This is a genomic window from Burkholderia sp. 3C, from assembly GCF_054589155.1.
Genome location: NZ_BAAILN010000148.1, coordinates 74,098 through 93,065 on the forward strand (window position 1 = coordinate 74,098; position 18,968 = coordinate 93,065).

The window sequence follows — 18,968 nt, forward strand, 5'->3', positions numbered from 1 at the left end:
CCGGCCATCTTCGGTAAACTTGCATCACCGCGCCGCGCGACACGCGCCGCTTCCCGATCTCCACGCACCGTTTTCCGCCGCCCGTCATGACCCAGGACAGCCGCTTTCCGAACCTCTTCATCCTCGATCACCCGCTGATCCAGCACAAACTCACCCACATGCGCGACAAGGACACGTCCACGCGCACGTTCCGCGAGTTGCTGCGCGAGATCACGATGCTGATGGGCTATGAAATCACCCGCAACCTGCCGATCACCACGAAACGGGTCGAAACCCCGCTGGTCGAGATCGACGCGCCCGTGATCGCCGGCAAGAAGCTGGCCATCGTGCCGGTGCTGCGCGCCGGCATCGGCATGTCGGACGGCCTGCTCGACCTGGTGCCGTCGGCACGTGTCGGCCACATCGGCGTATTCCGCGCCGACGACCACCGCCCGGTCGAATACCTGGTGCGGCTGCCCGACCTGGAAGACCGCAACTTCATTTTGTGCGACCCGATGATCGCCACCGGCTACTCGGCCGTGCACGCCGTCGACGTGCTCAAGCGCCGCAACGTGCCCGGCGAGCGGATCGCGTTCCTCGCGCTGGTCGCCGCGCCCGAGGGCATCCAGGTGTTCCAGGACGCGCATCCGGACGTCAAGGTCTATGTGGCCTCGCTCGATTCGCACCTGAACGAACACGCCTACATCATCCCGGGCCTCGGCGACGCCGGCGACCGCCTGTTCGGCACCAAGAACTGAGCCGCCGACGGCGGGCGAGCGCGCGGGCAAGGTGCGCAGGTGAGCCTGCGCCGCCGACCGCCCGCGCCCCGCGCGACATCCCGGCCGGGCCGCCGCACGCCCTTCGTTTCGATCCTGCCCCGATTCCCCGCGCTCCGACACCCCGCCCTTTGCACGCAGACGCACCGGTACGGGTTGCGTCGCATGGTAAAATCGCGTGCTTCGCGTCCGGAGCCCGTCACGGGCGGCCCGGGCCTGCCGCCGGCATCGCGCGCGCAGGCGCAATCGCGAACCTACGACATCTCGCGGCTTCGCCCCACGGCGCACCGCAACACATCGCTTAAGACACGCCCGCCGGATCGCGCGGGCGACGGAGAACGGGTATGGCTGGTCATTCCAAATGGGCCAACATCAAGCATAAGAAGGCAGCGGCCGACGCCAAGCGTGGCAAGGTCTGGACGCGCCTGATCAAGGAAATCCAGGTGGCGGCGCGCCTGGGCGGCGGCGACGCCGCCTCGAACCCGCGCCTGCGTCTGGCGGTCGACAAGGCGGCCGACGCGAACATGCCGAAGGACAACGTCAAGCGCGCGATCGATCGCGGCATGGGCGGCGCGGACGGCGCGAACTACGAGGAAATCCGCTACGAAGGCTACGGCATCGGCGGCGCGGCGATCATCGTCGACACCATGACGGACAACCGCGTGCGCACCGTCGCGGAAGTCCGTCACGCGTTCTCGAAGTACGGCGGCAACATGGGCACCGACGGTTCGGTCGCGTTCATGTTCGATCACGTCGGCCAGTTCCTGTTCGCCCCCGGCACCTCCGAAGACGCGCTGATGGAAGCCGCGCTCGAGGCCGGCGCGGAAGACGTCAACACCAACGAAGACGGCAGCATCGAAGTGCTGTGCGACTGGCAGGCGTTCTCCACGGTGAAGGACGCGCTGGAAGCGGCCGGCTTCAAGGCCGAGCTGGCCGAAGTCACGATGAAGCCGCAGAACGAAGTCGAATTCAGCGGTGACGACGCCGTCAAGATGCAGAAGCTGCTCGACGTGCTGGAAGATCTCGACGACGTGCAAGAGGTCTACACGAACGCGGTCATCGGCGACGAATGAACGCGAACCGGCCCGTCTTTCGGGTGAAAGGCGGCCACCGCCCGGTACCGCGGCCGGCCCGCTCGATGCGCGCCGGCCGCCCCATTTTCTAGTCTGCGGGGATTCCCATGAAATTACTCGTCGTCGGTTCCGGCGGCCGCGAACATGCGCTCGCCTGGAAACTCGCCCAGTCGCCGCGCGTTCAGACCGTCTACGTCGCGCCCGGCAACGGCGGCACCGCGCAGGACGCGCGCCTGAAGAACATCGATCTGACCTCGCTCGACGATCTGGCCGACTTCGCCGAAGCCGAGCAGGTCGCGTTCACGCTGGTCGGCCCGGAAGCGCCGCTCGCGGCCGGCATCGTCAACCACTTCCGTCAGCGCGGCCTCAAGGTGTTCGGCCCGACCCGGGAAGCGGCCCAGCTCGAAAGCTCGAAGGATTTCGCCAAGGCGTTCATGAAGCGCCACGGCATCCCCACGGCGGAGTACGAAACCTTCACCGAAGCGGCCGCCGCGCATGCCTACCTCGACGCCAAGGGCGCCCCGATCGTGGTCAAGGCCGACGGCCTGGCCGCCGGCAAGGGCGTGGTGGTGGCGATGTCGCTGGAAGAAGCGCATGAAGCCGTCGACATGATGCTGTCGGGCAACAAGCTCGGCGACGCCGGCGCGCGCGTGGTGATCGAGGAATTCCTCGACGGCGAGGAAGCCAGCTTCATCGTCATGGTGGACGGCAAGCATGCGCTGGCGCTGGCTTCGAGCCAGGATCACAAGCGCCTGCTCGACGGCGACCGCGGCCCCAATACGGGCGGCATGGGCGCCTACTCGCCCGCGCCGATCGTCACGCCGCAGATGCACGCCCGCGTGATGCGCGAAATCATCATGCCGACGGTGCGCGGCATGGAAAACGACGGCATCCGCTTCACGGGCTTCCTGTATGCGGGCCTGATGATCGACAAGGACGGCAACCCGCGCACGCTCGAATTCAACTGCCGCATGGGCGACCCCGAAACCCAGCCGATCATGGCGCGCCTGAAGAGCGATTTCTCGAAGGTCGTCGAACAGGCGATCGCGGGCACGCTCGACACGGTCGAGCTCGAATGGGACCGCCGCACCGCGCTCGGCGTGGTGCTGGCTGCCCACGGCTACCCGGATTCGCCGCGCAAGGGCGATCGCATCAACGGCATCCCCGATGAAAACGGCCATGCGGTCACGTTCCACGCCGGCACGACCTACGATGGCGACAAGCTCGTCACGTCGGGCGGCCGCGTGCTGTGCGTGGTCGGGCTGTCGGATTCGGTGCGCGGCGCGCAGCAGGCCGCCTACGACGCGATCAACCAGATCAACTTCGAAGGCATGCAGTACCGCCGCGACATCGGCCATCGCGCGCTGAACCGCAAGCAGGGCTGAACCCGCTTGGCCGCCGCCCGGTGCGCATGCGCCGGGCGGCGTTTTTCATGGTGCGCCGCCCGGCGCCGGGGCACCGAGGCCGGAAGGTCTACAATCCCGGCAATCGGCGCCCGAGCGAAACGCGCGAGCCGCGCCCTCTTTCCCAAGTCATGACCACCGAATCGAATTTCGACGCGAACCGCGTACGTGCCTATCTCGAAGGCCTGCAAGCCCGCATCGCCGACGCGCTCGGCGCGTTCGACGGCGCCCCGCTCGCGACGCACGCGTGGCGGCGCGGCCCGGAAGAGCGCCTGCGCGGTGGCGGCTGCACGCGCATTCTCGAAGGCGGCCGGTTCTTCGAGCGCGCCGGCATCGGTTTCTCGGATGTTTCCGGCGACGCGTTGCCGCCGTCGGCCAGCGCGGCGCGCCCGCAACTGGCCGGGCGCGGCTTCGAGGCGCTCGGCGTGTCGCTCGTGCTGCATCCGCGCAACCCGCATTGCCCGACCGTGCACCTGAACGTGCGCATGTTCGTGGCGACCAAGGCCGGCGAGGCGCCGATCTTCTGGTTCGGCGGCGGCATGGACCTGACGCCCGTGTACGGCTATGAGGACGACGCGCGCCATTTCCACGCGGCCTGCCGCGATGCGCTGGCGCCGTTCGGCGATACGTATTACCCGAGCTTCAAGCGCTGGTGCGACGAGTATTTCTTCCTCAAGCACCGCAACGAAACGCGCGGCATCGGCGGGATCTTCTTCGACGATCTCGCGGAGCCGGGCTTCGAGCAGTCGTTCGAGATCATGCAGGCGGTGGGCGATGCGTTCCTCGGCGCCTACCTGCCGATCTGCGAGCGCCGCCGCGACACGCCTTACGGCGAGCACGAGCGCGAGTTCCAGGCTTACCGGCGCGGCCGCTACGTCGAGTTCAACCTGGTGTTCGACCGCGGCACGCTGTTCGGCCTGCAAAGCGGTGGCCGCACCGAGTCGATCCTGATGTCGATGCCGCCCGCCGCCCATTGGCGCTACGACTGGCAGCCCGAACCGGGCACGCCGGAAGCACGTCTTTACAGCGATTTCCTGGTGCCGCGCGACTGGCTGTAAGCCGCGCGCCCATCATGAACCCTAAGCCCTGACCGCAAGCAAAGGACGCGTCCTGGACACTCAAGCCCGACCGAACCCGCTGCCGCACCGGGTCGCCATCCTCGGCGGCACGTTCGACCCGATCCACGACGGCCACCTCGCGCTGGCGCGGCGGTTCGCCGACGTGCTGGCGCTGACCGAACTGGTGCTGATGCCGGCCGGCCAGCCTTACCAGAAGCGCGACGTGTCGGCGGCCGAGCACCGGCTCGCCATGACGCGCGCCGCCGCGCCGTCGCTGGCGCGGCCCGGCGTGACCATCACCGTCGCGCCGGACGAGATCGAGCACACCGGCGCGACCTACACGGCGGAAACGCTGGCGCGCTGGCGCGAGCGCGTCGGTCCGCACGCCTCGCTGTCGTTCGTAATCGGCGCCGATCAACTGGTGCGGCTCGACACCTGGCGCGACTGGAAATTGCTGTTCGAACTGGCGCACGTGTGCGTCGCCACGCGCCCGGGCTTCGACCTGAGCGCCGCGCCGCCCGTGGTGGCCGCCCAGATCGCGTCACGCCGCGCCGACGCGGCGGCATTGCAGTCCAGCCCGGCCGGCCGCGTGCTGGTCGATACCACGCTCGCATTCGATATCGCCGCCACCGATATCCGTACCCACCTGCGCGAGTGCATCGCGCGCCGCGCGCAAGTCCCCGACGCGGAGGCCGAGCACGTCCCGGCCGCCGTCTGGGCCTATATTCTTCAACATCGTCTCTACCATTCCTGACATGGATATTCGCAAACTGCAGCGCGTGATCGTCGACGCCCTCGAAGACGTCAAAGCGCAAGACATCAAGGTGTTCAACACCAGCCACCTCACCGATCTGTTCGACCGCGTGATCATCGCGAGCGGCACCTCGAACCGCCAGACCAAGGCGCTCGCCAACAGCGTGCGCGAATCGGTCAAGGAAGCCGGCGGCGAGATCATCAGCTCGGAAGGCGAGGACACCGGCGAATGGGTGCTGGTCGACTGCGGCGACGCCGTGGTCCACGTCCTCCAGCCGGCACTGCGCCAGTACTACCGCCTCGAGGAAATCTGGGGCGAGAAGCCGGTGCGCATGAAGCTTGCCGGCAGCGGCCCGGCGGGCGCGTCGGTCTCCGTCGATGAAGACGAGGACGGCGAGGACGATCCAACCGCCAAGCCGGCTCGCAAGGGCGGCCACCTGCGCCGCAGCTGAGGCGTGGGCGTACGTGAAGCGTTGGAAGTGAGTGCGCACCCATGAAGCTGCATATCGTCGCCGTCGGCCACAAGATGCCCGGCTGGGTGTCGGACGGGTTCGACGAATACGCGAAGCGCATGCCGCCCGAGTTGCGTATCGAGCTACGCGAGATCAAGCCCGAGTTGCGCTCGGGTGGCCGCAGCGCCGAAAGCGTGATGGCTGCCGAGAAGACCCGGATCGAAGCGGCGCTGCCGAAGAGCGCGCGCATCGTCGCGCTCGACGAGCGCGGCCGCGACTGGACCTCGATGCAGCTCGCGCAGGCGCTGCCGGGCTGGCAGCAGGACGGGCGCGACGTCGCGTTCGTGATCGGCGGCGCGGACGGGCTCGACCCCGAGTTCAAGGCGCGCGCCGACATGCTGCTGCGGATCTCCAGCCTCACGCTGCCGCACGGCATGGTGCGCGTGTTGCTCGCCGAGCAGCTTTACCGCGCGTGGAGCATCACGCAGAATCACCCCTACCACCGCGCATGACGCGCCGCGTTCGCGCGCCGTCATGTGCCCACCACGAGAACCATGACGATGTCCGATCGCCGCCTCCTGCCCGACACGACCTACCCGTTCGTCTATCTCGCCTCGCAAAGCCCGCGCCGGCAGGAATTGCTGAGCCAGCTCGGCATCCGCTTCGAATTGCTGCTGCCGCGTCCCGACGAGGATGCCGAGTCGCTCGAGGCCGAGCTGCCCGGCGAATCGGCGGCCGACTACGTGGTGCGCGTATGCGCCGCGAAAGCCGATGCGGCGCGCGCCCGGCTCGTCACCAGCGCCCTGCCCGCCGCGCCCGTGCTGGTGGCGGACACCACCGTGACGATCGACGGCAGCATCCTCGGCAAACCCGCCAGCGCCGACGATGCACTCTCGATGCTCGCGCGCCTGGCCGGCCGCACCCATGAAGTACTGACCGCGCTGGCCGTGGTCGACGCCGACGGCACCCCGTTGATGCCGGCCCTGTCGCGCTCGACCGTGCAGTTCGGGCCGGTCGGCGCCGAGGCGCTGGCGCGCTACGTGGCCAGCGGCGAGCCGTTCGGCAAGGCCGGCGCGTATGCGATCCAGGGCCGCGCGGCGGAGTTTGTCGAGCGAATCGACGGATCGCATTCCGGTATCATGGGTCTGCCCCTATTTGAAACCGCCGCGCTGCTGCGCGCGGCGCGTGTCGTTTTCTGAGCCCGCCATGAACGAAGAAATCCTGATCAATCTCACCCCGCAGGAAACGCGGGTCGCGCTCGTGCAGCAAGGCGCGGTGCAGGAGCTTCATGTGGAGCGCACGCTGTCGCGCGGCCGCGTCGGGAACATCTATCTCGGCAAGGTCGTGCGGGTGCTGCCCGGCATGCAATCGGCGTTCATCGACATCGGCCTGGAGCGCGCCGCGTTCCTGCACGTGGCCGACATCTGGCAACCGCGCCCGCCGGGCGACCCGCACGGCAGCGTGCCGCATCCGCCGATCGAGAAGATCGTGTTCGAAGGCCAGACGCTGATGGTGCAGGTGATCAAGGATCCGATCGGCACCAAGGGCGCGCGGCTGTCCACCCAGGTCAGCATCGCCGGGCGCACGCTGGTCTACCTGCCGCAGGAGCCGCATATCGGCATCTCGCAGAAGATCGAGAGCGAGGCCGAGCGCGAGGCCGTGCGGGCGCGGCTGACCGCCGTGATCCCGCCCGAGGAGAAAGGTGGCTACATCGTGCGGACCATCGCCGAGGACGCCAGCGGCGAGGAGCTGGGCGCCGACGTGACCTACCTGCGCAAGACCTGGGCGACCATCGTCGCGCAGGCGCAGCGGCTGCCGGCCACCAGCCTGCTTTACCAGGATCTCGACCTCGCGCAGCGCGTGCTGCGCGATTTCGCGAACGACGACACCTCGAAAATCCAGATCGATTCGCGCGAAACCTTCGCGCGGCTGTCAACGTTCGCGGGCGAATTCACGCCGGCCGTCAGCGCGCGCCTGCATCACTACACCGGCGAGCGGCCGCTGTTCGATCTCTACAACATCGAGACCGAGATTCAGCGGGCGCTGTCGCGCCGTGTGGATCTGAAGTCGGGCGGCTACCTGATGATCGATCAGACCGAGGCGATGACGACGATCGACGTCAACACCGGCGGCTACGTCGGCGCGCGCAACTTCGACGACACGATCTTCAAGACCAATCTCGAAGCCGCGCATACGATCGCGCGGCAATTGCGGCTGCGCAATCTGGGCGGGATCATCATCATCGACTTCATCGACATGGAGAACGCCGAGCATCGCGACGCTGTGCTCGGCGAGTTGAAGAAGGCGCTGTCGCGCGACCGCACGCGCGTGACCGTGAACGGCTTCTCGCAGTTGGGGCTGGTGGAGATGACGCGCAAGCGCACCCGCGAATCGCTGGCGCACGTGCTGTGCGAACCCTGCCCGACCTGCCAGGGCAAGGGGCAGGTGAAGACGCCGCGCACGGTGTGCTACGACGTGCTGCGCGAGATCCTGCGCGAATCGCGGCAATTCAACCCGCGCGAGTTCCGCGTGATCGGGTCGCAGCAGGTGATCGACCTGTTCCTCGACGAGGAATCGCAGCATCTGGCGATGCTGATCGATTTCATCGGCAAGCCGGTGTCGCTGCAGGTGGAGTCGAATTTGAGCCAGGAGCAGTACGACATCGTGCTGATGTAGGTGCTGCACAGCCCCGTCGAACGGGAAAACGCCGCCCCCTTTTTCCTCACCTAGAATGAAAACCTCAACGCAACGTTTCGCGGGCCCGGTGCGCGACACCCACGCATCGCCTGCGGCGACACGGAGGCCATCATGACGGCAACGCTCGAGGTCCCGCCCCGGATCGAAACGATCCCCTACGAAGGCTACGAAATCCACGTTACGGTCCGCCCCGCCACCGCGGTAGCGAACCGGCATACCTACATCGGCTATGTCTGCCATCCGGGCGCCAGCCCGGCGCTGCCCGGGCACACGGTGCCGTTTCATCCGAACGGCGAGGAAAGCTTCGCCACCGCCGACGAAGCGATTCGCGACGCGAAGCGGGTGGGCAGCATGATCGTCGATGGCTCGCATGCAGATCTATCGGTGCTGTCGCTCGTCACGCACGGCTACTGAGCCGCTAATCGCTTCATTCAAAGCAACGCGGCCGGCATTCGCGATCGAATGCCGGCCGCGCCACTTTCCTCGCTGCTGCGTCAGCGCGCCGACACGCCGCACGCCCCCCGCGCCGAACCGCCCCGCATCACCTGGCGCTGCGACAGCCTCAACGCCGCGAACGCCGCCACCGTCAGCACCGCCGACACCGCCGCCAGCGCGCCGAGCCCGACGTGATCGGCCACCCACCCGCCGATCCCCGCGCCCAGCGAAACGCCGAGAAAGAGCCCCGACGAATTGAGCGCGATCACCATCCCGCGATAGTCCGGCTCCAGCGACACCACGCGACGCAACTGCGACGGATAGAACAGATCCTGCATCAGCGCCCACACCACGAGCAGGGCGAGCAACGCGGCCTGCCGCACGCCGTCGGCCCAGGCCGCCGCGCCGAGCAGCACGATCGCGACGAACACGGGCGCCATCGCGCCCATCACGATCGTCAGCAGCCGTTCGGCCGAATGCCGCTGCGACAGACGCTGCGCGACGAGATTGCCCACGATCCCGGTCACGCCGAACACCAGCAGCGCCACGCCGCCCTGCGCCGCGCTCGCGCCGAAGCGCCCGGCCGCAAGCGGCAGGATCAGCGTGTAGGTGGAGAAGAACGCCGCCGTCTGCAGCACGATCACGGCCAGCCCCGCGGCGGTTGCCGGGCGCGCCAGCAGCCGCGCGAGGCCGGCCGGGCGCATCCGCTCGCCGTGCGACGCGTCGCGCACGGCCGCGGCGATCCAGCCGGCGCTGGCCGCCCCGATCGCGGCCAGCCCGACGAACACGCCGCGCCAACCGAACCCATGCGCGATGGCGGCGGCCAGCGGCGCGGCAATCACGCTCGACAGCGTGACGCCGACGAACACCACGGCCAGCGCCTTGCCGCGCCGCTCCACGGGCGTGATCTCCGCGCCGATCGCATTGGCCAGCGGGGTGACCGCCGCGGCGCCCAACCCCGCCACGATCCGCGCCGCCAGCAGGCTGGCGAAGCTCGTCGCGCACGCACTGGCCAGCGTGGCGAGGATCAACACCGCCAAGCCGCCCAACAGCAGGCTGCGCCGCCGCGCGTGCCCGGCCACGATCTGGATCAGCGGCGCACCGAGCGCGAACGCGATCGAAAACGCGCTCATCAGCAGTGCCGCGCGCCCCGGCGAGATCCGCCACGCACCGGCCAGCGCCGGCAACGCGCCGACCACCCCGTAGGACATCGCCCCCACGGCGAAATTGGCGCTCGCCAGTGCGCGCAACGCATGGCGCTCCGGTTCTTTTGAAGTCATGGCCTGTCCGCTCCCTGTTCGTCAAAGGATCACGGAGACAGTCTGCGGGCATGCTTGGTATATTTGAAATCGATTATTGATATGGGAGCCATCGATATGACGGATATCCAGCCGGTGCTGCGCGGCGCGGATCTGGCCTTGCTCGGCTCGCTCGACGTCCTGCTCGACGAGGCGAACGTGACACGCGCGGCGGCGCGTTTGCATCTGAGCCAGCCCGCGCTGTCGGCGCAACTGGCGCGGCTGCGCGAGCTGACCGGCGATCCGCTGCTGGTGCCGGCCCGGCACGGCCGCGGCATGACGCCGACGGCGCGCGCGCTGGCGATCCGCGAGCCCCTGCGCGCGGCCCTGCAAGGCCTGCAGGCGGCGCTCGCGCATGGGGTTGGATTCGATCCCGAACACGACGCGCGGACGTTCAACGTGATCGCCAGCGACAACGGTTTCGTGATGGCCGGCGTCGATCTGGTCAAGCGCGTGGCGCAGCGCGCCCCGAACGTGCGGCTGGCGTTCCGCTCAGTACCGAACGACCAGGCCGGCGCGTGGCTCGAAAACGGCTCGGCGGACCTGCTGATTGCCGCCGATTTCGCGATTCCCGTTGGCATGACGACCCATGCGCTGCTGCGCGAGCGCTACGTCATGGCGCAACGCAAGGGCCATCCGCGCGGCCTCGCACCGCCCGACCTCGACGCCTACTGCGCCCTCGACCATGTGATCGTGTCGAGCGACGGCGGCGGCTTCCACGGCTTCATGGACGACGCGCTCGCACGCCGAGGCCGCACGCGCCGCGTGACGATGTCGGTTCAGCAGTACCATCTCGCGCCGCTGGTACTGGAGGCCACCGATTGCGTCTGCGCGCTGCCCGAGCGCTTCCTGGAACGCTTCGACAGCCGGCTCGACCTGCTGCCGCTGCCGGTCGAAGTCGGCGGTTTCGGCCTGAACGCGGCCTGGCACCCGCGCGACGAGGCAAACGCCGCGCACCGCTGGCTGCGCGAGCAGCTATTCTCCGCGCTGGCCCCGGCCGACGGTCGCGTCGATACGCAGCCGGGCGCGGCTTCGTCTACCATCGTCGGCACACCCGCCCCGCCCCCGCCAAGGAAGCCCGCATGACCCGCGATCTCGGTCTCGAAGAAGTCCTCAACGACGAACTGCGCGACGAAGCCTGGATCACGGGCCGCGCGATGTTCGGCGGCTGGGCCTGGATGGCCGACGGCAACCTGCTGTGCGCCGCGCGCCACGACGGCATGCTGGTGCGGCTCGGCAAGGGCAAGGAGGGCTGGGCGGTGGCGATGCAGGGCATCGAGCCGATGCGCAACGGCGACCGGCCGATGGCGGGCTGGGTCTGGGTATCGCCCGAGCGCTGCGCGCAGGACGCGGTGCGGCGGCGCCTGCTCGACGCGGCGCTGGCGTTCGTCCGGACGCTGCCGCCGAAATGAACGCGTGCGCCGGGCCGCAGGTCGGGACCGCGCGCGGCAAGGCCGGCGTGCCCGCGAACGGCGTGGCGAACGGCCCGCGAGCGAACCCGGAAGCGGCCCGACAAGAACGCTCCGAGACGGGCTCCGAAACCGGCCTTGAAACAGGCTCCGCGGCAGGCCTCGAAATGGCCCCCGAAGCAAGCCACCGACCTGCCCGCCGTGCCCCGGCGCGCCCCCGTTTTCGACGGCAGGCCGCGCGCACAGGTTAAACTCACGCCCTGCGCGGTGCCGCCACGGCATCGACCCTCAATCGCCGCAGCGCCGCCCATGCGGCCTGCCCCGGCCCTTGGAGTTCCCGTAGATGAGCGGCGGCCTTCCGCGTCTCGCAATCCGTTTTCCGAAATTCGCCGTGTCGCGCGTGCCCGTCGCCGCTGCGTTCATCGCGATGCTGATGCTGTCCGGCTGCGGCCTGCTGCGCCCGCCGCAAGCGCCGGCGCCGATCGTCGACGCGGCGGTCGAAACGCTCGACGAGCAGGGCCTGCCGATCGCCACGCCCGAGCCGGCCTCCGAGGTCGAGCCGCCCGAGGACACCGACACGCAGAAGAAGCCGCACCGCGAGGCGCCGCGCCCGCGCGTCGTCAAGCGCCCGACGCCGCCGCAACCGGCGCCGCCGCCTCCGCCGCCCCCGCCGCCGCTGATCCAGACCCGCACCATCGAGCGCAACCAGCTCCATTCGCTGCTCGACAGCGAAGTGCGCCGCCGCGACGGCAAGGTGATCGGCCGCGCGGTCGACATGATCGCCGACGCCGCCGGCAAACCGAACCGCATGATCGTCAACCTGCAGGGCTTCATGGGCATCGGCGACCGCAAGGTCAGCTTCCCGTGGCGCCTGTTCCGCTTCACGCCGGGCGGCCGCAACCAGCCGATCCTGCTCGACGTGCCCGCGGGCGAGCTGCCGCCGGCCGACCGGCCGAAGGGCATCTCGCTGAGCGGCTCGTCGCACGGCGACGCCACGCCGAACACACTGCCGGTGGTCGATGCCGACGTCGCGCGCTCGAACGGCGCGGAAATCGGCCGGATCGTCGACGTGCTGATCGACCGCGATGCTCAACCGCAGGCCATCGTGCTGGACCTCGGCGGCCTCGTGAATCCCGACCGGCGCACCATCGCCGCGAGCTGGTCGGCGCTGCATTTCGCCACCAAGGACAAGGCGTTGCGCGCGCTGCTCGACCTGTCCGACGCGCAGTTGAAGGCCTCGCCGCCCTACCAGGCCGACAAGCCGGTGATCGCCGTTTCACCGCCCGCCGAAGCACCGGCGGCCAGCACCACGGGTGCCAATCGATGACCGGCGGCAACGCGGTCACCCCGCGCAGCCTGCGCGCCCTCGATTGGGTCAACTTCTTCGTCGCGAACGTGCAGACGGGCTTCGGCCCGTTCATCGCGTCCTATCTCGCTTCCCACAAATGGACCCAGGGCGAGATCGGCCTGGTGCTGTCGATCGGCACGATCAGCGCGATGGTCAGCCAGGTGCCGGGCGGCGCGGCCGTCGATGCGCTGAAGAACAAGAAGGGCGCGGCGGCCTGGGCGATCGCGGCGATCATCCTGTCGGCGCTGCTGCTGGCCGTCAGCCCGACCATCGTGCCGGTGATCGCGGCCGAGGTGTTCCACGGCTTCGCGAGCTGCATGCTGACGCCGGCCATGGCGGCCATTTCGTTCGCGCTGGTGGGTCGCGCCAACCTCGGCAACCGGCTCGGCCGCAACGCGCGCTGGGCGTCGATCGGCAGCGCGGTGGCGGCGGGCCTGATGGGACTGACCGGCGAGTACATCTCGGCGCGCGCCGTGTTCTGGCTGACCGCCGGGCTGGCCATGCCGGCGCTGATCGCGTTGTCGATGATCCAGCCGACCAACACGGTCGCGCTGCCTCCGGCGCCGGGTCGCGGCAGCAACACGATGGCCGACGGGCCGCGCGAGACGATCTTCCATCTGCTGCGCGATCGCCGCATGTTGATCTTCGCGGCCTGCGTGGTGCTGTTCCACCTGTCGAACGCGGCGATGCTGAACCTCGCGGCCGGCGAAGTGACGGCCGGCATGGGCGACAACGTCCAGCTCGTGATCGCGGCGTGCATCATCGTGCCGCAAGCGATCGTCGCGATGCTGTCGCCGTGGGTGGGGCGTTCCGCGCAGCGCTGGGGCCGCCGGCCGATCCTGCTGCTCGGCTTCTCGGCGCTGCCGATACGCGCGCTGCTGTTCGCCGGCGTCAGCAGCCCGTACCTGCTGGTGCCGGTGCAGATGCTCGACGGTATCAGCGCGGCCGTGTTCGGCGTGATGCTGCCGCTGATCGCGGCCGACGTGGCCGGCGACAAGGGCCGCTACAACCTTTGCATCGGGCTGTTCGGGCTCGCGGCCGGGATCGGCGCGACGTTGAGCACGACGCTGGCCGGCTTCGCCGCCGACCACTTCGGCAACACCATGAGCTTCTTCGGGCTGGCCGCGGCCGGCGCGATCGCCGTGGCGCTGGTGGCCGCGGCCATGCCGGAGACGCGCGATGCCGGCATCGGCGACGACACGCCGGACGAATCTGACAAATCGGACGACTCGTCCGGTTCGTCGGGCACGCCGGCGGCAACCGCCTGACCCTCCAGCCCGCACCGGATTCATGGATACGATTCGCACGCTGCACGACACGCGCCGCCAGATCCAGCAGTCGATCGCCACGCTGTTCAAGGGGATGTCGCTGCGCGAGCGCGCCAGACAAGGCACGGCGATGGCGCTGCAAGCCGTGTTCGGCGCCTGTCTCGCCTACGGCATCGGCCGCCTGCTGCACTCCGAGCAGGCCGTGTGGGCCGCCGTGACGGCCATCTCCGTCACCCAGCACCAGTATTCCGACACGATGAACCTGTCGCGCGACCAGTTCGTCGGCGCGATGGCGGGTGGCGTGCTCGGGTTCGCCGGCGCCGCGCTCGGCAGCGCGAATACCACCACGCATCTGCTCGCCTATGCGGTGGCGATCGCCGCGACCATCGTGATCTGCTGGTGTCTGAACGTCGGCAGCGCGGCGCGGCTGGGCGGCGTGACCGCCACCATCGTGCTGCTGTTTCCCGGCAACGGGCCGCTGTGGGACATCCCGCTGATCCGGCTCGGCATGGTGACGCTCGGCACCGTGTGTGCGCTGCTGGTGTGCCTCTTGCAGGCGCGAATCGAGCGCTGGTGGTGGCCGGCGCTCACGCCCTCCGCCGAACCGACCACCGCCAACGCGCCGCCCGGCACACCCGACGAGCCCCCCTCGCCGCACTGATCTCCACTATGAAAAATGCCCGCTGACACCAGCGGGCATTTTTCATGAGCAAGCCGGATTCCCGGCTCGCGGCGTTCTAGCACGCCCGGCTTACTGGCCGATACGCAGCACGATGCCGTTGCTGATCTGCACGAGCAGGTAGTCGCCGCCGATACCGACCCACTGATAACCGCGCGGCGGCGGGGCCAGGTTGTACGAGCGCCAATCGTCGACCACGTACTGGCGGTCACGATATTCCTGCGGCAGGCGATCGCCGCGATGCCAGTCGCGATGGCCTTCGATGAAACCACCCGGCTCGCCACCGCGCGGGGGCGGCGGGTGACCACCGGGGCCGCCAGGGCCACCGTGGCCGGGATGGGGTTGCGGATGCGGCGCCGGACCACCATGGCCGCCGGGGCCGCCAGGACCACCGTGATGATCGCCCTGCGCGCCGGGGCCGCCCGGGCCGGGGCCGTGATCGCCGCCGTGCGGGGGTTGCTGCGCGTACGCGAGCGACGATCCGAGCGAACCGGCGAGCCACAGCGCGAGCAGCCAACGTGACGTCTTCATGTCGTTTCTCCCAGGTTGGCCGGCCGAATGGCCGACCGGCGCGGCAAGCCTAACATGGGGACGGATGCGCGACATGACAGCGCGTTACACGCTCAGGCGGCCTGCTGCTGGAACTGGATCCGGTGCAGGTGCGCGTAGAGGCCGTCGCGCTTGAGCAATTCGTCGTGGCTGCCCTGCTCGGCGATGCGGCCGCCTTCGAGCACCAGAATGCGGTCGGCGCGCTCGATGGTCGACAGCCGGTGCGCGATCACGAGCGTGGTGCGGCCTTCCATGAGCCGTTCTAGCGCGGCCTGTACATGGCGCTCGGATTCGGAGTCGAGCGCCGAGGTGGCTTCGTCGAGGATCAGGATCGGCGCGTTCTTGTAGATCGCGCGCGCGATCGCGAGCCGCTGGCGCTGCCCGCCCGACAGGCGCATGCCGTTGCCGCCGACCAGCGTGTCGAGCCCGTTCGGCATCGCGGCCACCATGTCGGCCAGGTTCGCGGCCTCCAGCGCCGCCTGCACGCGTTCGCGGTCGGGCGTCTCGCCGTAGGCGACGTTGGCGGCCACCGTGTCGTTGAACAGCACCACGTCCTGGCTCACCATCGCGATCTGGCTGCGCAGCGCATGGATGTCGTAGTCGGCCACCGGCACGCCGTCCACCAGGATCGCCCCGCCGGTCGGATCGAAGAAGCGCGGCAACAGGTTCACGAGCGTGGATTTGCCGCCGCCCGACGGGCCGGCCAGCGCCACCATCTCGCCCGGCGCCACCGTGAACGCGATGCGGTCGAGCGTGGGCCGCTCGCTCGCGCCGTAGTCGAACGACACGTCGCGGTATTCGATCTCGCCGCGCCCCTGCGTGAGCGGCAGGCCGCCGCCCTTCGGCTCGGCCGGTTCGTCGATCAGGCCGAAGATCAGCTCGGCCGCGGTCATGCCGCGCTGCAGCGGCTGGTTCACGTCGATCAGATGCTTGAGCGGCGAGATCACCAGCAGCATCGACGTGACGAACGCCACGAAGCCGCCCACCGTGGTCTGGTCGTTGGCCGACTGCACTACCGCGATCGTGATCACCACGGCCAGCGCGATCGACGACAGGAACTGCGTGATCGGCTGCGCGAGGCCGCCCGAAACCGTCATGCGCATCGCGTAGCCGCGCAGGCGCTTGCTCATCTCGGTGAAGCGGCTGATCTCGTACTGCTCGCCGTTGTGGATCTTGACGACCTTGTAGCCGGCCACCGTCTCCTCGACGATGTACGACAGCTCGTTGGTCAGCGACTGATGCTCGCGGTTCAGGCGGCGCAGGCGGCGATTGATCTTGCTGACCAGCCAGCCGATGCCGGGCAGGATCACCGCGACGATCAGCGTGAGCCGCCAGTTCAGATAGAACAGGTAGCCGAGCAGGAAGAACACCGTCAGCGAGTCGCGCACCAGCGTGATCATCACGCCGGTCAGCACGCTGAGGATCTGGTTGACCTCGAACACCACGGCGTTGATGACCGTGCTGGCCGTCTCGCGCTGGAAGAACGAGGCGCCGGTGTGAATCATCCGCTCGAACATCTGGAGCCGCAGTTGCAGCAGAATCCGGTTCGAGACGTAGTTGAGCAGGTAGTTCGACGCGTACTGGGCCACCCCGCGCACCAGCGCCAGCCCGATGATCGCGGCCGGCACGAACCACTTGGCGCGCTCGCTGCTGTGTGCGCCGAAGCCGTGATCGAGCAATGGCTTGAGCATCGCCGGGATGCCCGCCTCGCTGGCCGCCACCACGCCCATCGCCAGGATCGCCAGCACCAGCGTAAGCAGCACCGGCCGGATATACGGCCACAGGCGGCGCAACACCGCCCGCGGCGATGTGTGGGCGCCTGTTCCGATCGACTTGCGCAATGTGTTCTGGTTTTCCAAGGACTGTCCTTCGACAAAGCCGCGCATCGCGCGGCGCGATGCCCGGCGGCCATACGCCGTGCATCATAAAAATGGCGGCCATTATAGCCTTCCCAACCGCCGCGAACCGGTGCCCCGGCCGCACGGCCAGGGCCGACAGGTATACTCGCGCACACCCGCTTCCCCCTTCCGATTGACGACCGACCGCATGGCCGAACCCACTCTCGGCGTCGCGCTGATCGCGCTGAACGCCGCCGCCCGCCTCCCCGACTGTCTCGCCGCGCTCGGCTTCGCCGACGAGGTCGTGCTGATCGATGGCGGCAGCACCGACGCCACCGTCGAGATCGCCCGCGCCCACGGCGCGCGCGTGGTGGTCGAACGCGAATGGCCCGGCTTCGGCCCGCAGAAGAACCGCGCGCTGGCGCAACTGTCGACCGACTGGATCCTCTCGCTCGACACCGACGAGGTCGTCACGCCCGAGCTGGCCGCCGCGATTCGCGCGGCGATCCGCGCGCCCGGCGCCGAGATGTATGCCGTCGATCGCCTGTCGAGCTTCTGCGGCAGCTGGATTCATCACAGCGGCTGGTATCCGGACTGGATTCCGCGCCTGTTCCGGCGCGGCACCGCGCGCTTCTCCGACGATCTGGTGCACGAACGGCTGATTTACGACGGCCCGGCCGCTCGCCTCGCGGGCAAGCTGCTGCACTACTCCTACGAGGATTTCGAATCGGTGCTCCGCAAGCTCGATGCCTATTCGAGCGCCGGCGCCAAACAGCGCCGCGCGGCGGGCCAGCAGGGCGGCTTCGGCAAGGCGCTGGGCCGCAGCCTGTGGGCCTTCGTGCGGACTTACGTGCTGCGGCGCGGCTTTCTCGACGGCCGCGCCGGCTTCATGATCGCGGTGTTCAATGCCGAGACCGTCTATTACCGGTTCCTGAAGCTCGGCGCGCCGCCACGCGCGGGCAAACCGGACGACCGAGCCGCGCCGTAGCGAGCGTCCCGGCCCGCACGGCCGGTTCGATCCCGCACGGCCGGCCGAGTACAATGCGGGCCACCGCCGCGCGCCGCATGCCACGCCATGCCACGCGCGTTCGTCCGTGCCACCGCGCGCCCCCCGTTTCCGAAGCCGACCGCCATGTTCTCCATCATCATCCCGACCTGGAACAACCTGCCGTACCTGCAATGCGTGGTGGCCAGCCTGCGCCGCCATTCCGCGCACGCGCACCAGATCATCGTGCACGTCAACGACGGCTCGGACGGCACGCTCGACTGGGTTCGCCAGGAAGGCATCGAGCACACGGCGTCGCCCACCAACATCGGCATCTGCCATGCGGTGAACCTCGCCGCCGCGCGCGCGACGCGCGACTACATCGTCTACATGAACGACGACATGGCCGTCTGCCCCGGCTGGGACAGCGCGCTGCTGGCGCGCGCGCAGGCGATGCCGTCGACGCTGTTCATGCTGTCGGGCACGATGGTCGAACCGCGCGACACCGGCAACCCGTGCGTGGTGGTGCGCGATCTCGGCCGCGACGCCGAGGCGCTCGACCTCGACGCGCTCGCCGCCGCCACCCCGAGCCTCAAGCGGGCCGACTGGCTCGGCGCGACCTGGCCGCCGACGCTCGTGCATCGCGACTGGTGGCACCGGGTGGGCGGCTACAGCAGCGAACTGAGCCCGGGCATGAGCAGCGATAACGACCTGTCGATGAAGATGTGGGATGCGGGCTGCCGGATCTTCATCGGTGTCGGCGACAGCCTTGTTTACCACTTCCAGCAGAAGAGCACGGGCAAGGTCGTCAAGAACGACGGTCGCCGCCAGTTCCTCAACAAGTGGGGCATGACGCAGGCGACGTTCGACCGCTTCTACCTGCGCCGCGGTCAGCCGCTCGGCCAGACGCTGGCGCTGGGCGAGCCGCCCGTCGAGGGCAGCCTGAAGCGCGCGCTGCTGCGCTCGCG

At 69.1% G+C, this 18,968-nt stretch carries 20 protein-coding genes; 17 read left to right on the forward strand and 3 right to left on the reverse strand.

Annotated features, from left to right (window positions below):
- Positions 1-86 precede the first annotated feature (86 nt).
- From upp to ACYP33_RS30610, 10 genes are all read left to right on the forward strand, one after another.
- Positions 87-737, forward strand: a complete 651-nt coding sequence (gene upp, locus ACYP33_RS30565; protein WP_414442677.1) for a uracil phosphoribosyltransferase — start codon at positions 87-89, stop codon at positions 735-737.
- A 362-nt stretch (positions 738-1,099) separates the two neighbouring features.
- The gene (locus ACYP33_RS30570; protein WP_414442678.1) at positions 1,100-1,828 is read left to right on the forward strand and encodes a YebC/PmpR family DNA-binding transcriptional regulator; all 729 of its coding nucleotides are present in this window, start codon (positions 1,100-1,102) and stop codon (positions 1,826-1,828) included.
- A 107-nt stretch (positions 1,829-1,935) separates the two neighbouring features.
- A complete protein-coding gene (gene purD, locus ACYP33_RS30575; protein WP_459624996.1) occupies positions 1,936-3,213 on the forward strand; it encodes a phosphoribosylamine--glycine ligase in 1,278 nt (425 codons plus the stop codon).
- 149 nt (positions 3,214-3,362) lie between these two features.
- On the forward strand, positions 3,363-4,289 hold the full coding sequence (gene hemF, locus ACYP33_RS30580) for an oxygen-dependent coproporphyrinogen oxidase (protein WP_414451343.1): 927 nt from the start codon (positions 3,363-3,365) through the stop codon (positions 4,287-4,289).
- A gap of 28 nt (positions 4,290-4,317) precedes the next feature.
- Positions 4,318-5,043, forward strand: coding sequence for a nicotinate-nucleotide adenylyltransferase (locus ACYP33_RS30585; RefSeq protein WP_459625031.1), 726 nt, complete (start codon positions 4,318-4,320; stop codon positions 5,041-5,043).
- 1 nt (position 5,044) lies between these two features.
- Positions 5,045-5,494 carry a ribosome silencing factor gene (rsfS, locus tag ACYP33_RS30590; RefSeq protein ID WP_414451342.1) on the forward strand — a complete coding sequence of 150 codons (450 nt, stop codon included), beginning with the start codon at positions 5,045-5,047 and terminating at the stop codon, positions 5,492-5,494.
- A 41-nt stretch (positions 5,495-5,535) separates the two neighbouring features.
- On the forward strand, positions 5,536-6,006 hold the full coding sequence (gene rlmH, locus ACYP33_RS30595; RefSeq protein ID WP_414442682.1) for a 23S rRNA (pseudouridine(1915)-N(3))-methyltransferase RlmH: 471 nt from the start codon (positions 5,536-5,538) through the stop codon (positions 6,004-6,006).
- 42 nt (positions 6,007-6,048) lie between these two features.
- Complete coding sequence (locus ACYP33_RS30600; protein WP_414442683.1) at positions 6,049-6,693, forward strand: Maf family protein; 645 nt, start codon at positions 6,049-6,051, stop codon at positions 6,691-6,693.
- A gap of 7 nt (positions 6,694-6,700) precedes the next feature.
- A complete protein-coding gene (rng, locus tag ACYP33_RS30605; protein ID WP_414442684.1) occupies positions 6,701-8,170 on the forward strand; it encodes a ribonuclease G in 1,470 nt (489 codons plus the stop codon).
- 132 nt (positions 8,171-8,302) lie between these two features.
- On the forward strand, positions 8,303-8,605 hold the full coding sequence (locus ACYP33_RS30610; RefSeq protein ID WP_414451341.1) for a hypothetical protein: 303 nt from the start codon (positions 8,303-8,305) through the stop codon (positions 8,603-8,605).
- A gap of 80 nt (positions 8,606-8,685) precedes the next feature.
- Here the strand turns inward: ACYP33_RS30610 and ACYP33_RS30615 are convergent, their stop codons facing one another.
- Positions 8,686-9,906, reverse strand: a complete 1,221-nt coding sequence (locus tag ACYP33_RS30615; RefSeq protein ID WP_459624997.1) for an MFS transporter — start codon at positions 9,904-9,906, stop codon at positions 8,686-8,688.
- Between the two features lie 81 nt (positions 9,907-9,987).
- On the opposite strand from ACYP33_RS30615, the gene ACYP33_RS30620 reads away from it, so the two are divergent.
- The 5 genes from ACYP33_RS30620 to ACYP33_RS30640 all read left to right on the forward strand — a co-directional run bounded on the left by ACYP33_RS30620 (position 9,988) and on the right by ACYP33_RS30640 (position 14,610).
- Positions 9,988-11,010 carry a LysR family transcriptional regulator gene (locus tag ACYP33_RS30620; RefSeq protein WP_459624998.1) on the forward strand — a complete coding sequence of 341 codons (1,023 nt, stop codon included), beginning with the start codon at positions 9,988-9,990 and terminating at the stop codon, positions 11,008-11,010.
- On the forward strand, positions 11,007-11,336 hold the full coding sequence (locus ACYP33_RS30625; RefSeq protein WP_206128165.1) for a TfoX/Sxy family protein: 330 nt from the start codon (positions 11,007-11,009) through the stop codon (positions 11,334-11,336). Before ACYP33_RS30620 ends, ACYP33_RS30625 begins: the two co-directional genes overlap by 4 nt.
- Before the next feature lie 340 nt (positions 11,337-11,676).
- Positions 11,677-12,660: a PRC-barrel domain-containing protein gene (locus ACYP33_RS30630; RefSeq protein ID WP_459624999.1), complete on the forward strand. Its 984-nt coding sequence runs from the start codon at positions 11,677-11,679 to the stop codon at positions 12,658-12,660.
- A complete protein-coding gene (locus ACYP33_RS30635; protein ID WP_459625000.1) occupies positions 12,657-13,949 on the forward strand; it encodes an MFS transporter in 1,293 nt (430 codons plus the stop codon). Before ACYP33_RS30630 ends, ACYP33_RS30635 begins: the two co-directional genes overlap by 4 nt.
- A gap of 22 nt (positions 13,950-13,971) precedes the next feature.
- Positions 13,972-14,610 carry an FUSC family protein gene (locus ACYP33_RS30640; protein WP_459625001.1) on the forward strand — a complete coding sequence of 213 codons (639 nt, stop codon included), beginning with the start codon at positions 13,972-13,974 and terminating at the stop codon, positions 14,608-14,610.
- 90 nt (positions 14,611-14,700) lie between these two features.
- On the opposite strand, the gene ACYP33_RS30645 is transcribed toward ACYP33_RS30640, so the two are convergent.
- Both ACYP33_RS30645 and msbA read right to left on the reverse strand, forming a co-directional pair.
- Positions 14,701-15,159, reverse strand: coding sequence for an RcnB family protein (locus ACYP33_RS30645; RefSeq protein WP_414442702.1), 459 nt, complete (start codon positions 15,157-15,159; stop codon positions 14,701-14,703).
- A 92-nt stretch (positions 15,160-15,251) separates the two neighbouring features.
- On the reverse strand, positions 15,252-17,036 hold the full coding sequence (gene msbA / locus ACYP33_RS30650) for a lipid A export permease/ATP-binding protein MsbA (RefSeq protein WP_414451334.1): 1,785 nt from the start codon (positions 17,034-17,036) through the stop codon (positions 15,252-15,254).
- 187 nt (positions 17,037-17,223) lie between these two features.
- On the opposite strand from msbA, the gene ACYP33_RS30655 reads away from it, so the two are divergent.
- Positions 17,224-18,003, forward strand: a complete 780-nt coding sequence (locus tag ACYP33_RS30655; RefSeq protein WP_459625002.1) for a glycosyltransferase family 2 protein — start codon at positions 17,224-17,226, stop codon at positions 18,001-18,003.
- Positions 18,004-18,147: 144 nt separating this feature from the next.
- Positions 18,148-18,968 (forward strand): glycosyltransferase family 2 protein (locus ACYP33_RS30660; protein ID WP_459625003.1); only part of this gene is annotated, 821 nt, incomplete at its 3' end.

What these genes read in the sequence shown, in the direction of transcription:
- rsfS (WP_414451342.1), top strand. Translation starts at nt 5,045, where the DNA reads ATGGATATTCGCAAACTGCAGCGCGTGATCGTCGACGCCCTCGAAGAC.
- ACYP33_RS30645 (WP_414442702.1), bottom strand. Translation starts at nt 15,159, where the DNA reads ATGAAGACGTCACGTTGGCTGCTCGCGCTGTGGCTCGCCGGTTCGCTC.
- ACYP33_RS30620 (WP_459624998.1), top strand. Translation starts at nt 9,988, where the DNA reads ATGGGAGCCATCGATATGACGGATATCCAGCCGGTGCTGCGCGGCGCG.
- upp (WP_414442677.1), top strand. Translation starts at nt 87, where the DNA reads ATGACCCAGGACAGCCGCTTTCCGAACCTCTTCATCCTCGATCACCCG.
- hemF (WP_414451343.1), top strand. Translation starts at nt 3,363, where the DNA reads ATGACCACCGAATCGAATTTCGACGCGAACCGCGTACGTGCCTATCTC.
- ACYP33_RS30610 (WP_414451341.1), top strand. Translation starts at nt 8,303, where the DNA reads ATGACGGCAACGCTCGAGGTCCCGCCCCGGATCGAAACGATCCCCTAC.
- ACYP33_RS30635 (WP_459625000.1), top strand. Translation starts at nt 12,657, where the DNA reads ATGACCGGCGGCAACGCGGTCACCCCGCGCAGCCTGCGCGCCCTCGAT.
- ACYP33_RS30600 (WP_414442683.1), top strand. Translation starts at nt 6,049, where the DNA reads ATGACGATGTCCGATCGCCGCCTCCTGCCCGACACGACCTACCCGTTC.
- ACYP33_RS30640 (WP_459625001.1), top strand. Translation starts at nt 13,972, where the DNA reads ATGGATACGATTCGCACGCTGCACGACACGCGCCGCCAGATCCAGCAG.
- ACYP33_RS30630 (WP_459624999.1), top strand. Translation starts at nt 11,677, where the DNA reads ATGAGCGGCGGCCTTCCGCGTCTCGCAATCCGTTTTCCGAAATTCGCC.
- ACYP33_RS30625 (WP_206128165.1), top strand. Translation starts at nt 11,007, where the DNA reads ATGACCCGCGATCTCGGTCTCGAAGAAGTCCTCAACGACGAACTGCGC.
- purD (WP_459624996.1), top strand. Translation starts at nt 1,936, where the DNA reads ATGAAATTACTCGTCGTCGGTTCCGGCGGCCGCGAACATGCGCTCGCC.
- ACYP33_RS30570 (WP_414442678.1), top strand. Translation starts at nt 1,100, where the DNA reads ATGGCTGGTCATTCCAAATGGGCCAACATCAAGCATAAGAAGGCAGCG.
- rng (WP_414442684.1), top strand. Translation starts at nt 6,701, where the DNA reads ATGAACGAAGAAATCCTGATCAATCTCACCCCGCAGGAAACGCGGGTC.
- ACYP33_RS30615 (WP_459624997.1), bottom strand. Translation starts at nt 9,906, where the DNA reads ATGACTTCAAAAGAACCGGAGCGCCATGCGTTGCGCGCACTGGCGAGC.
- ACYP33_RS30655 (WP_459625002.1), top strand. Translation starts at nt 17,224, where the DNA reads ATGGCCGAACCCACTCTCGGCGTCGCGCTGATCGCGCTGAACGCCGCC.
- rlmH (WP_414442682.1), top strand. Translation starts at nt 5,536, where the DNA reads ATGAAGCTGCATATCGTCGCCGTCGGCCACAAGATGCCCGGCTGGGTG.